Source organism: Micromonospora sp. NBC_01739 (assembly GCF_035920385.1).
GTDB lineage: Bacteria > Actinomycetota > Actinomycetes > Mycobacteriales > Micromonosporaceae > Micromonospora.
Window position 1 is genome coordinate 4,018,295 of sequence record NZ_CP109151.1, and the last position, 12,745, is coordinate 4,031,039.

9 protein-coding genes are annotated in these 12,745 nt (G+C 70.3%); 2 read left to right on the plus strand and 7 right to left on the minus strand.

The window, feature by feature from the left end; genetic code table 11:
- Positions 1-256 precede the first annotated feature (256 nt).
- Positions 257-949, plus strand: coding sequence for a hypothetical protein (locus tag OIE53_RS18050; protein ID WP_327022710.1), 693 nt, complete (start codon positions 257-259; stop codon positions 947-949).
- Between the two features lie 134 nt (positions 950-1,083).
- On the opposite strand, the gene OIE53_RS18055 is transcribed toward OIE53_RS18050, so the two are convergent.
- Positions 1,084-2,118, minus strand: a complete 1,035-nt coding sequence (locus OIE53_RS18055) for a S66 family peptidase (RefSeq protein ID WP_327022711.1) — start codon at positions 2,116-2,118, stop codon at positions 1,084-1,086.
- A 252-nt stretch (positions 2,119-2,370) separates the two neighbouring features.
- Here OIE53_RS18055 and ppc point away from each other — a divergent pair, with 252 nt between their 5' ends.
- The gene (gene ppc / locus OIE53_RS18060) at positions 2,371-5,157 is read left to right on the plus strand and encodes a phosphoenolpyruvate carboxylase (protein WP_327022712.1); all 2,787 of its coding nucleotides are present in this window, start codon (positions 2,371-2,373) and stop codon (positions 5,155-5,157) included.
- Positions 5,158-5,308: 151 nt separating this feature from the next.
- Here the strand turns inward: ppc and OIE53_RS18065 are convergent, their stop codons facing one another.
- From OIE53_RS18065 to OIE53_RS18090, 6 genes are all read right to left on the minus strand, one after another.
- Positions 5,309-6,310: an ROK family protein gene (locus OIE53_RS18065; protein ID WP_327022713.1), complete on the minus strand. Its 1,002-nt coding sequence runs from the start codon at positions 6,308-6,310 to the stop codon at positions 5,309-5,311.
- Positions 6,307-7,722, minus strand: a complete 1,416-nt coding sequence (locus OIE53_RS18070) for an argininosuccinate lyase (protein ID WP_327022714.1) — start codon at positions 7,720-7,722, stop codon at positions 6,307-6,309. Before OIE53_RS18070 ends, OIE53_RS18065 begins: the two co-directional genes overlap by 4 nt.
- A 91-nt stretch (positions 7,723-7,813) precedes the next feature.
- Positions 7,814-8,689, minus strand: a complete 876-nt coding sequence (locus tag OIE53_RS18075) for a creatininase family protein (RefSeq protein ID WP_327022715.1) — start codon at positions 8,687-8,689, stop codon at positions 7,814-7,816.
- Entirely contained in the window at positions 8,677-10,425 is a 1,749-nt protein-coding gene (locus tag OIE53_RS18080) for an ABC transporter permease (protein WP_327022716.1), read from the minus strand. The genes OIE53_RS18075 and OIE53_RS18080 overlap by 13 nt, the downstream gene beginning before the upstream one ends.
- Positions 10,422-11,495: an ABC transporter ATP-binding protein gene (locus tag OIE53_RS18085; RefSeq protein WP_327022717.1), complete on the minus strand. Its 1,074-nt coding sequence runs from the start codon at positions 11,493-11,495 to the stop codon at positions 10,422-10,424. The genes OIE53_RS18080 and OIE53_RS18085 overlap by 4 nt, the downstream gene beginning before the upstream one ends.
- Before the next feature lie 64 nt (positions 11,496-11,559).
- Positions 11,560-12,618, minus strand: a complete 1,059-nt coding sequence (locus OIE53_RS18090) for an extracellular solute-binding protein (RefSeq protein ID WP_327022718.1) — start codon at positions 12,616-12,618, stop codon at positions 11,560-11,562.
- Positions 12,619-12,745: the final 127 nt, after the last annotated feature.

Consider the following 12,745-nt stretch of genomic DNA (forward strand, 5'->3'; position numbering starts at 1 on the left):
GACACTATCGCTCCGGGCCGACGATCCACCGCCGTCCACGGCTGTTGCCGTGCTCAGGTTCACCCCGCACCCGCCGACCGGCCTTGACGCTGCCACCGCTCTGTGATCGGCTGCCCCCGCTGGACGGGGATGTGGTACGCAGTTCGACGTTACGGGCGTTTTCGCCGACCGCGACCCACACCCCGGTCGCAGTGCAGGTCCCCCGCGGACGACACCTTCCCTCCCGACGCCCGTATCCACCGGAGACCGGAGAACCGTGACCGATCCGCCACCCGGCTACCCACCCCCACCCCCGCCGTACGGCGGCCAACCCCCCGCCGTGCCCCCACACCATGCGCCGTACCACGGCCAGCCCTCGGGTCCTCCCCCACCACAAGCGCCCATGGTCGCCCGCATTCCGCAGGACCAGCCCTTCGTCGTACGCCCCAACCTCGTCAAGCGAGGGCTGCTCTTCGGCGGCATCACGCCGCTGCTCGTCGCCCCGCTCGCCACCTGCGCCAGCCTCGGCATCCTGGATTCCGCCGACCCCGACCTGCGCGAGAACGCCGCTTTGAGCATCCTGGGCCTGGTGGGCTGCCTGCTCGCGCTGAGCGCCGTCCCGATCGGGATCCAGTTGTGGTTGCTCGGGCGTGCCCCGGTGCTGGCGCTGGGCCCGGCCGGGCTGTGGATCCGCACCCGACCCACCCGTGGCCAGGCTGTCTGGTTGCCCTGGGAGGCCATCGCGCAGATCTCCCGCCGCCGCTGGACCTTCGAGAAGATGCTCGTGGTCAAGCCCTACGATCCCCGGATACTGCCGAAGGCAGGCTTCTACACGGCGCTGGACAGTGCGGCAATGAGCGCCCTGCACGGTTCCGGCCTGGTGGCCACCCTCAACTTCGCCGACAAGTCCGAGGCGGAGATCCTCGCCGCCGTCGCCCATTTCAGCGCCAACCGCTGCCGCCTCACCTAACGGCACCCACCTCACCCCCACCCCCACCCCCTCCCCCTCCCCCTCCCGCCGCGTTGATCATGAGGTTGGCGGCAGTTTTATAGATCGAGATCGCCGCCAACCTCATGATCAACGGGGGTGGGGGGTGGGGTGGGTTAGTAGCGGACGGAGATGCGGCGGGCCAGGGGGTCGACGCGTACCTGGCCACCGTAGGGGATGATCAACTGGGGGTCGGTGTGGCCGAAGTCCACGTCGAAGACCAGCACCGCCTCCGGGGCGTACTCGGCGAAGGCCCGGCTGACCGCGGCGCGCTGCTGCTGGGCGTACGTCGTCTTCTCGGGTGGGGTGAGCCGGCGGCCGAACTCCCACGCCTTGGCGCGACCGACCAGGGCGGCGGGGAAGCCGGCCAGCAGGCCTCGCTCGCCCAGGTTGCGCAGCATCCGGTAGACCTCGACGGCCGACGGCAACTCCTCGGAGGTCTCCATCAGGAAGACCGAGCCGTGCAGCGACTCCGTCGGGGCGACCCGGTCGGCGGCGAGCAGCCAGTGCAGTATCTCCAGGTTGCCGCCCCAGGTGGGCCCCTCGACCACCTTCGCCGGGCCCTGCCAGTGCCAACCGGTGCCGGGGAACATCACCGGCTCCTTTGCCAGGCAGTCGGGATCGCTCCAGTCGCTCGGCTCGTCGCCCCACTGCGGGGCCGGGGACAGGTCGTACCAGTCGGAGCGGAACAGGGCCGCCCGCAGCGAGTCGGCCGTGAGCGGGTGCAGGGCGCCGGGCCGCCCGAGGTGCACCAGCACCGACCCGCCGTGGTAGCTAACCACCCCCAGCCGGTGCAGGTGGTTCAGCAGGTTGGTGTTGTCCGAGTATCCGAAGTAGGGCTTGGGGTTGGCCCGCAGCACCTCGTCGTCCAGGTGCGGGGTGACGGTGATCAGGTCGTCGCCGCCGACGGTGGCCAGGACGGCGGTGATGCTCGGGTCGGCGAAGGCGGCGGTCAGGTCGCGGGCCCGGGCACGCGGGTCGGCGCCCATGACCCGGGTGGTCGGGTACTCGACCGGCTCCAGGCCGAAGTCCTCGCGCAGCCGACGCAGCCCCAACTCGTGTACGTGGGGGAAGAGGGCCGGCAGACCGGCCGAGGGCGAGACCACCGCGACGCGGTCGCCGGGCCGGGGCTTGGGTGGGTAGATCAACACTCCCCGACGGTACGGCGTGGTATTGATCACCGCAGCCCGGTTTCGGCGGCCCGCACCCCGGCGCTGCTCGGGGCGATATCACCGTCCCGACCAGCACTGGTATCCGCCGATCGACAGTCCGTGACGTTAAGGAGGGGCCCTTCCTATACAGAAAGCGATAACAAGGGTCCCCTCCTTTCATCCGGTCGTTCGCGGATACGATCGGGGGAAGTCGGACAGCGCTGTCCTTCGCACCAACGTGAGGAGCGCATGGTGACCGACCAGCACGATCACGACGGCCCCGACGCCGCCCTTCGCGCCGACATCCGCAGGCTGGGCACCCTGCTCGGACAGACCCTGGCCCGCCAGGAGGGTCGGCCCCTGCTCGACCTGGTGGAGGAGATCCGCGCCCAGGTCCGTACGGACGCCCCGGCCGCCGCCCGCCGCCTCGGTGGGCTCGACGTCACCACGGGCACCAAGCTGGCCCGTGCCTTCTCCACCTACTTCCACCTGGCCAACATCACCGAGCAGGTGCATCGGGCCCGTGACCTGCGGCGACGCCGGGCGATGCACGGTGGTTGGCTGGACCAGGCAGCCAAAATGATCTCCGAGCGGGGGGTACCGGCGGAGGAGATCGCCGCAGTGGCCCGCCGGTTGGCGATCCGCCCGGTCTTCACCGCCCACCCGACCGAGGCGGCCCGCCGTTCGATCCTGTCGAAGCTGCGCGCCATCGCCGACGAGTTGGACACCGAGACCGCCAACGCGATCCTCTACGGCGCCAGCGACGAGGGCCCGGCCAACCGCCGTCTGGCCGAACTGCTCGACCTGATGTGGCAGACCGACGAGCTGCGGCTGGACCGGCCCGACCCGACCGACGAGGCCCGCAACGCCATCTACTACCTGCGGGACCTGTACGCCGAGGCCGCCCCGCAGGTGCTCGACGACCTCGCCGAGACCCTGCGCACCCTGGGGGTGGAGACCTCACCGACGGCCCGCCCGCTGACCTTCGGCACCTGGATCGGCGGCGACCGCGACGGCAACCCCTTCGTCACCCCGACGGTCACCCGGGAGGTGCTGGCCATCCAGCACGAGCACGGGCTGACCGCCACCGAAGCGGCGATGGAAGAACTGATCAGCGAAGTGTCGGTGTCCCGCCGACTGCGCGGGGTGTCGCTGGACCTGTCCGCCAGCCTCGCCGCCGACCTGGACGCCCTGCCCGAGGTGGCCCCCCGGTTCCGCCGGGTCAACGCCGAGGAGCCGTACCGCCTCAAGGCCCGCTGCGTACGCGCCAAGCTGGCCAACACCCGGGCCCGGCTGCGCCTGGGCACCCCCCACGTACCGGGGCGGGACTACCGGGGCTCGGCCGAGCTGATCGCCGACCTGGAGCTGCTGCGCGCCTCCCTGGCCCGCAACTCCGGCCAGCTAACCGCCGTCGGACGGCTGGCCTCGACCATCCGTACGGTCTCCGCCTTCGGCCTGCACCTGGCGACCATGGACGTACGGGAGCACGCCGAGAAGCACCACGAGGTGCTGGCCCAGTTGTACGCCGCCGTCGGCGAGGTGGACGACTACCCCTCGTTGACCCGGTTGGAGCGCACCAAGCTGCTCGCCGACGAGCTGACCGGCCGTCGACCCCTGTCCGCCGCGGACACCCCCCTGTCCGAGTCGGCCCGCAAGACCTTCGACGTGTTCGGCACCATCCGGGAGGCCCAGGACCGGTTCGGCAGCGAGGTCATCGAGTCGTACATCATCTCGATGACCCTGGGGGTGGACGACGTACTGGCCGCGGTGGTGCTGGCCCGGGAGGCCGGGCTGATCGACGTGCACAGCGGCCGGGCCCGGATCGGCATCGTGCCGCTGCTGGAGACCCCCACCGAGCTGAACGCCGGTGGTGAACTGCTGGACGAGTTGTTGTCCCTGCCGGCGTACCGGGCCCTGGTGGCGGCCCGGGGAGATGTGCAGGAGGTGATGCTGGGCTACTCCGACTCCAACAAGGAGGCCGGCATCACCACCAGCCAGTGGTCCATCCACCGGGCCCAGCGGGCCCTGCGGGACGTGGCCGCCCGGCACGGGGTGCACCTGCGGCTGTTCCACGGCCGGGGCGGCACGGTGGGACGCGGCGGGGGGCCCACCCACGACGCGATCCTGGCCCAGCCGTACGGCACCCTGGACGGCGCGATCAAGGTGACCGAGCAGGGCGAGGTCATCTCCGACAAGTACACCCTGCCGGCCCTGGCCCGGGAGAACCTGGAACTGACCGTGGCCGCCGTGCTCCAGGCCACCCTGCTGCACACCGCGCCCCGGCAGCCGGCCGAGATGCTGGAGCGCTGGGACGCCACGATGGATGTGGTCTCCGAGTCCGCCTACCGGTCCTACCGGTCCCTGGTGGAGGATCCGGATCTGCCGGCGTACTTCTGGGCCTCCACCCCCACAGAGTTGCTCGGTGCGTTGAACATCGGCTCCCGGCCGGCCAAGCGGCCGAACACCGGGGCCGGGCTCGCCGGGCTACGGGCCATCCCGTGGGTGTTCGGCTGGACCCAGACCCGGCAGATCGTGCCCGGCTGGTTCGGGGTGGGCTCCGGCCTGGCCGCCGCCCGGGAGGCCGGGCTCTCCGAGGTGCTCGCCGAGATGCACCGCAACTGGCACTTCTTCCGCACCTTCCTGTCGAACGTGGAGATGATGCTGACCAAGACCGACCTGGGCATCGCCCGGCGGTACGTGGAGACCCTGGTCCCGAAGAAGCTGCACCCGATCTTCGACAAGATCGAGCAGGAGTACGAGCTGACCCGGCGCGAGGTGCTGGCCGTCACCGACTCACCGGACCTGCTGGAGAACTCCCCCGTGCTGCAACGCACCCTGGCGGTGCGGGACACCTACCTGGAGCCCCTGCACCACCTCCAGGTGGCCCTGCTCCGGCAGTACCGCGACTCCGGTGCCGCCGGCCGCGCGGTGATCACCGCCCCCGGTGGCCGCCGAGCCCCCAACGACGGCACCGCCCTGGAACGCGCCCTCCTGACCACCGTAAACGGCATAGCCGCCGGCATGCGCAACACCGGCTGACCCCCACCCACCCACCCACCCCCACCCCCGCCCCTTCAGCGTTGATCATGAGGTTGGCGGCACTCGTTGATCTCCAACGTGCCGTCAACCTCATGATCAACGGGGCTCTGTGGGGGTGGGGGTGGGGGGGTGGGGGGGGTGGGGGGTGGGGTTAGACGGTGGCGGGGAGGGCTTCTACGGCCATGGCCAGGGAGCCGAGTAGGGCGGCGTCCTGGGCGAAGGCCGACAGGACGATCTCCGGCTGGTACGGCAGGGCGTGGCTGAGGCGCGCGATGAGCAGCTCCCGGACCACCTCGTTGCCGGCGACGCTGCCGACCAGCACGATCCGGTGCGGGTCCAGCAGCAGACAGCAGGTGACCAGGTGCCGGGCCAGTTCGTCGACCCGCTGGCGCAGCTCGTCCCGGAAGCGGCCGGGTTGCACCGCGGCGGCGCAGAGGGCGGCGGCCTGGCCGGTCAGTCCCAGGCGCTGCGCCAACTCGTCCAGGGCCCGACCGGAGAAGGTGCTCTCCAGCATCGGCTCCAGGTTCGGGGGCCAGCTGTGATCCGTCAGGCCGTAGGCGATCTCACCGGCCGCGCCGTGGTGCCCGGCGACCACCTGGCCGCCGACCGTCACCGCTGCGGCCACCCCGGTCCCCAGCCCTATCACCAGACCCGGATCGACCCCCCGCAGGGCGCCCAGGCGCAGCTCGGCGTAGGCGGCGGCGTTGAGGTCGTTGGCCACCCGTACGGAGGCCACCCCCAGATGGGCCCGGACCTCGTCGGCCAGCCGCAGCTGCTCCCACCCGGGGACGTTCGGGGCCAGTTCGATGGAGTGGTCGTGGACCACCCCGGGGGAGGCGATGCCGGCTGCCACCAGGGTGCCACCGGTCCCGTCGGCGAGTTCCCGGGCCCGGTCGAGGGCCCGGGTGAGGGCCTGCCGCGCACCCTGCTCGGCGTTGGTCGGCAGTCGCTCGGAGACGAGCAGCCGACCGTTGACGTCGCCCACGCCGATCGCCATCTTCGTGCCGCCGAAATCGATACCGAGCAGTCGCGGGTTTGCCGGTTGTTCCATGGTGTTGTCAGATCGCCCTTCGGGCCGTCGGTCCAGGTACTTCTGCGCTCGCGGCGGCAGCACCGCCGCTGTCGCACCGTGCTGCCGGTGCTGCCCGGTCACGGGCTCACCCTCGCGGCGACCGCCTCGGCGAGCGCGGCATCGGCCCGGTGCAGCCGGTCCCGCAGGGTGTCCACCCGGGCCGCCACATCGTCCATGATGGAGCGCAGCTGCGCCACCTGTTGACGTACCGCGGTTTCCCCGGGGCCGTCCGCCTGGGCCCGTCGCAGCACGAATTCCGGGCGTACGGCGGCGGCCAGCAGATCCTCGATCGCGGCCTCGCCGAGCTGGTCGGCCAGCCCCAGATCGACCGCCGCCGCCCGGACCTCCTCGACGGTCCAGGTGGCTGGCGCACCGGCGCGTACCAGTCGACCCAGCAGGGAGTGGGCGCCCCGGAACGGTACGCCGTGGCGGGCCAGCGCGTCGGCGGCGGCCGTCGTGGTGGCACCCGCGGCGACGATCTCCTCGCTGGTCGGCGGACGCAGCGGATCGAGCTCCGCGATCAGCCCGCCGAGCAGGGAGAAGAAGCGGTACGCCCGGTCGTCGCTGTCCCAGAGCCGGGCCTGCACGTCCGTGGTGGCGTTGTTGGAGTCCTCCCACCAGGCCGCACCGACGTTGTTGAGCACGCTGGCGGCGTCGGCCGCGGCGGCACCGGCCATCGAGACCAGGTGTTCCAGTACGACCGGGTTGCGCTTCTGCGGCATGATGCTGCTGCCCTGGGTGAATGAGCCGGGGGTGACCACCCAGCCCCAGGTCAGCCAGTCCATCAGGGTACGGGCCAGCCGGGCCCCGGTGGCCAGTGACTGCGCGTTGAGGGTGGCCACCCGGACCAGGTGGTCCGCCCCGGCCACCGCCTCGTAGGAGTTGACGATGAGCTGCTCGAAGCCGAGCAGGTCCGCCAGCCGGCGGGGCGAGATGTCCAGGTCGGTGCCGGCGAAGGCACAGGAACCCAGGGGCGAGCGGTTCATCTCGTCCAGCAGGTCGGCGTAGGCGACCCCCTCACCGGCCAGCGCCTCGGCGTAGCCGGCGAAGACGTGCCCGATGCTGGTCGGCTGGGCCGGGCGACGGTGGGTGTAGCCGGTGATCACCACATCGGCGTGCCGGTCGGCCCGGTCCAGCACGGTCCGGCCGGTGGTCAGCACCGCGTCGAGCACCTGGAGCAGCTGGTCGCGCAGCACCATCCGGAACACCCCGGCGTCGAGGTCGTTGCGGCTACGGGCCAGTTGCACGCTGAGCTGGGCGGGTTCCACCCCGCAGGCGGCGGCAAGGCGCTTCTCCAGCGTGTAGTAGACGTCCTCCACGCTGCCGTCGTAGTCGAGGTCGCCGGGCCGGTCCTTGGCGAGCACCAGCAGGCCACGCAGCATCATCGCGGCGGAGTCGGCGGGGATCAGCCCCTGCTCGGCGAGCATGACGACGTGCGCCTGGCTGGCCTTGACCATGGCCGGGTACAGGTTGGCGACGTGATGCTCGAACACGACGCGAAGGTGGTGCTGTTGATACGTGGTCAGTGACGGGGTCATCGTGGCCTCCCAAGTGGTCCGTCGTCCTGCGCAGCCGGCATGTTGGTCATCCGAGGGCCTGGTCCGACCGTCCGGTCCCGTCGGGTCGGTCGGACCAGGCCGGTCGGTCGGACCAGTCGGGCTGGTCCGTCCCGGGCGGGCTGGGTAACGGTGCCGCCAGCCACGCCTCGATCACCTCACGCAGCCGCGCCCCGGCCAGGTGCCGGATGCGTTGCCCGGCCGCCTCGGTGGCCAGCGAGACATGCCCCGACCAGCCCTGCCAGGGGTCGGGCCGCGACTCGATGAGGACGTACGGGTAGGGGGTGGGCAGCTTCGGCTTCGGCGGTAGGTCCCCGGTGGCGGCCAGGTGCACCGCCTCCGGATCGAAGGCGAGCACGGCCGAACTCTCGTACGCTCCGCCGTGTCCCCGGGCCGGCAGGTCCCCGAAGATCTCGCCGGTCTCCTCCGGGCCGACCAACTGGAACCAGTTGACCAGCAGCAGGCTGGCCAGGTGTCGGCCGGAGACCCACTCCATCGCGGCGCGGACGGTGGAGAGGTTGGCGTCGTGACCGTTGACCACGAGCAGCCGGGGGAAACCCGACTCCACGATGCCGGCCAGCACGTCGCTGAGATAGCCCACGGCGATCTCCGGCCGCAGGGCCACCGTGCCCGGCCAGGGACGGGTCTGGCCGGGACAGGCGGCGTACGGTGCGGCCGGAAAGAGCACCGCCCGGGCGGTGCCGGTGGCCAGTTCCCCGGCGAACCCCTCGGCGAGCAGCAGGTCGGTGCCGAGGGGCAGGTGCGGACCGTGCCACTCGACGGCCCCCACCGGCAGCACCGCCAGGTCAGCCGCCTCGGCCACCGCGGCCAACGCGTGGCCGGGTACCCGGGTGATCGGCAGCAGTCCGCCCTCGGCCTTCCACCGTTCGATCAGTTCGTCCACTGCTCGGCCCTCCGGGTGGCGGTGCGGCTGCTCTCCAGCCGGCCGGAGAACCACATCACCACGAAGATCAGCGCCACCTGGAGCATGCCGTAGGCCGCGGCGGTGCCGAGTTCGAACGAGTACATCCGGTTGTTGATCGCCACCGAGATCGGCACGGTCGAGGAGGTGTAGATCAGCACCGAGGCGACGAACTCGCCGACACCGTGCACGAAGGCCAGCAGGGCACCGGCGAGCACGCCGGGCAGCATCAGCCGTACGGTGATGGTGTAGAAGGCCCGCAGCCAGGAGGCGCCGAGGTTACGGGCGGCCTCCTCCAGCGAGGGGTCGATCAGCGCCAGGGCGGCGGAGCTGGACCGGAACACGATCGGCAGGAACCGCACGAAGTAGGCCAGCGGCAGGATCCAGAAGGTGCCGATCAGCACCTGCCCGAAGCTGAAGGCGTTGCCGGTGCTGAAGGCCGAGATCAGGTTGATCGCCACGACCGTTCCGGGCAGGGCCCAGGCGATCATGACCGCCACGTCGAGCAGCCCACGGCCGAAGAACTTCAGGCGCCGCACGGCGTACGCGACGAGCACACCGATCACCACACAACCGACGGCGGCGAGCAGGCTCATCTGCAGCGAGTTGAGGATCGGCTCGAACGCCTTGGGGTCGGAGAAGATGGTGACGAAGTTGTCCAGGGTGTACGTCTCCGGCAACACCTGGGTGGTCCAGGTCCGGTTCTCCGAGAAGGCCACCAGGGCGATCGTGGCCACCGGGGCGAGCAGCACCATCGTGGCCAGCACCGAGGCGATCGGGGCCAGCCACCGGCCGATCGGGTTGTTCAGCTCCCGGCGGTTCGCCGAGATGCCCTTCGACTGCGACTGGTAGCTGCGCCGACCCTCGTACCACCGCATCGCCAGCAGGAAGATGATCGAGACGATGCCCAGCACGGAGGCGTACGCCGAGGCCATCGGCAGGTCGCCGTTGGTGCGGTTGATGTAGATCTGCATCGTCATGGTCTGACTGACGTTGAACAGCAGAGGCGCGGTGTACGAGGCCAGCGAGGTCATGAAGACCAGCAGGGAGGCCGAGACCATCGCGGGGGTGAGCATCGGCAGCAGGACGGTACGCCAGACCCGTACCCGCCCGGCACCGAGGTTGTAGGCCGCCTCCTCGACGGAGGGGTCCATCCCGGCCAGCGCGGCGGCGGCGGCCAGGTAGAAGAAGGGGTACATGGTGAAGGTGTGCACCACCAGCACCCCGGCGATCCCGTCGAAGGCCAGGATCGGCCGTTCGGTGCCGAAGAGGGCCTGCAGCCCTCGGGGCAGGATGCCGATGTTGCTGTAGAGCAGCTGGAAGGAGACCGCGCCGATCAGCGGCGGCAGGGCGGCCGGCACCAGGATGATCGCCTCGATGAGGCGGCGACCCCGGAAGCTGAACCGCTTGAGCAGGAAGGCCATCGTCACGCCGACGATGCCGCAGAGCAGCACGCTGGCCGCCGAGATGAACAGGGAGGTGAACAGCGACTCCCGGGCCACCCCGGAGGAGGTGAAGAACTGGAGGTAGTTGCGGGTGCCGTTCTCGCTGACGCTCTCCGAGAAGGTGGCGAACATCGGGTGCACGACATAGCCGTAGAGCACCAGGACCAGCGGCAGCACGAGCAGGTACGGGAACCACTGCGAGTTGGTGCCGCCGGCCAGACGCTGGCGCAGCCAGGCCAGCCGGGGCGGGGCGGTTTCGGGCAGAGCGGTCACGGCTTGACCACCCAGAGCCGTTCCCGGACCAGCCGCAGGCCCACCAGGTCACCGACGTTGATGCTCGACGGCGCGTCGACGACGGCCGCCATCACCTCGGTACCCTCGGCGTCCACGGTCAGGTTGGTGGCCATTCCGGTGAACTCGACATGGGTGACCCGACCCCGCAGGGCGGACTCGTCCTCCCCACTCGCGAGGGTGATGTGCTCGGGACGGACCGACACCAGGGCGGTGTCACCCTCGGTGAGACCGTGTCCCGTGGCGGCGCCGACCTCGATGGTCGTGCCGTTGGGCAGGCGTACCTCGACCCGGTTCTCAGCGGCACCGACCACCGGCAGGCTCAGCACGTTGCTGCGCCCGATGAAGCGGGCCACGAAGGCGTTGGCGGGCCGGTAGTAGATCTCCTGCGGGGAGCCGACCTGCTGGACCTTGCCGGACTGCATGACGGCGATCCGGTCCGACATGGCCATCGCCTCGGCCTGGTCGTGGGTGACGTAGATGGCGGTGTTGCCGCTCTCCCGCTGGATGCGCCGGATCTCGGTGCGGGTCTCCTCGCGCAGCTTGGCGTCCAGGTTGGACAGCGGCTCGTCGAGCAGCAGGGTGCGGGGCCGGATGACCAGGGCCCGGGCCAGGGCGACCCGCTGCTGCTGGCCGCCGGAGAGGGCGTCGATGCGCCGGGCACCGTACCCGGAGAGGTGCACCTGGGCCAGGGCCTCGGAGACCCTGCGGTCCCGCTCGGTCCGGGAGACCCGGCGCACCCTGAGCCCGTACGCGACATTCTGCGCCACCGTCATGTGCGGAAAGAGCGCGTAGTTCTGGAACACCATGCCGGCGTCCCGCTTGTTCGGCGACAAGTGCGTGACGTCGTCGTCACCGAAGTGGATCTGCCCGGAGGTCGGAAAATAGAAGCCCGCCACCATGCGCAGGGTCGTCGTCTTGCCGCAGCCACTGGGTCCGAGCAGAGTGAAGAACTCGCCGGCGCCGATGGTGACGGTGACATCGTCGACCGCCGCGCTATCGCTCGACTTGTCGAAGCGCTTGCTGACGGCAGTCAGCCGGACATCGATCATTTCTGGGTCCTTCCAGGACGGAGCCGGGTCGTGCCGGGGGGGCACGACCCGGACCCCGATCAACTCAGCCCTTGTCCTTGATCTCCGCGTTCCAGTGCGTGATCCACTCGGTCTCCTTCTGACCGATCACGTCCCAGTCGACGTTCATCGGCCGGAGGTCGAGCTGAGCCAGCCACTCCGGCTTCTCGGCGATCTCCACCGCGGGGATCTGGAAGTAGTCCTTGGCGAGGGTGGCCCGCAGCGAGTCGTCGAAGAGGAACTCCAGGAACTTCTGCGCACCGGCGGTGTTGCCGCCCTTGATCGCGGCCACGCCGTCGACCAGCACCGGAGCGCCGGCGGTCGGCATGATGTAGCCGAACGGCATGCCCTCGTTGGCCTGGAGCAGGATGTCCTGGAGGTTCCAGGCGCTCACCACGCCCTGCTCACGCGACATCTTCAGGTAGAGGTCGGCCGGGTTGGCGGCGTACTCGACGGTGTTGGTGTCGAGCTTGAGCAGCCAGTCGTAGCCCGGCTGCGGGTTGGAGCCGTCCGGCGAGAGCCGCTGGATCATCGAGGCGTAGATCGAGCGCATGGTGCCGGAGGCGGCCACGTCCCGGATGATGATCTTGTCTTTCCACTTCGGGTCGATCAGGTCGTCCCAGTCCTGCGGCGCGGTCTGCGGGGTCAGCGCCTTGTTGTTGTACATGATGACCTCGGGCAGCAGGATCTCGCCGAACCAGCGGCCCTGCGCGTCCTTGTACCGCTCGTCCATCTTGGCGGCGAAGGTGGGCTGCCACGGCGCCAGCAGATCCTCCGCGGCACCGGCGGACAGACCCTGCTGGGTGCCACCCCACCAGACGGAGGCCTGCGGGTTGGCCTTCTCGGCCCGGACCCGCTCCAGCACCTCCTGGGCGCCCATGTTGAGCACCTCGACCTTGCCCTTGTACTCAGGGTTCTTGGTCGTGAACTGCTCGACGACGAAGTCGGTGACCGACTTGTCGCGGGCGCTGTAGATGACGAGCTTCTCGGCCGACGGGGCACCGGACGCGCCGGCCTCGCCCTCGTTGTTGTCGCTGCTACCGCAACCGGCGGTGACAGCCAGCATCGCGCCGATCGCGATGGCCATGGCCAGAGGACGTCTCATTGGTACCTCCACTTGACGGGGGAATCTATGGGAAGTTTCCGATAGACAGCTGTAAATCGGACTCCGCCGAAAACGGGGTGGTTCGGGCGGATGAGGGATGCGGACGGGACCGGAGCGGGACACGTCG

Coding starts and splice junctions, on each gene's coding strand:
- OIE53_RS18090 (WP_327022718.1), bottom strand. CDS start 12,618: ATGAGACGTCCTCTGGCCATGGCCATCGCGATCGGCGCGATGCTGGCT.
- OIE53_RS18085 (WP_327022717.1), bottom strand. CDS start 11,495: ATGATCGATGTCCGGCTGACTGCCGTCAGCAAGCGCTTCGACAAGTCG.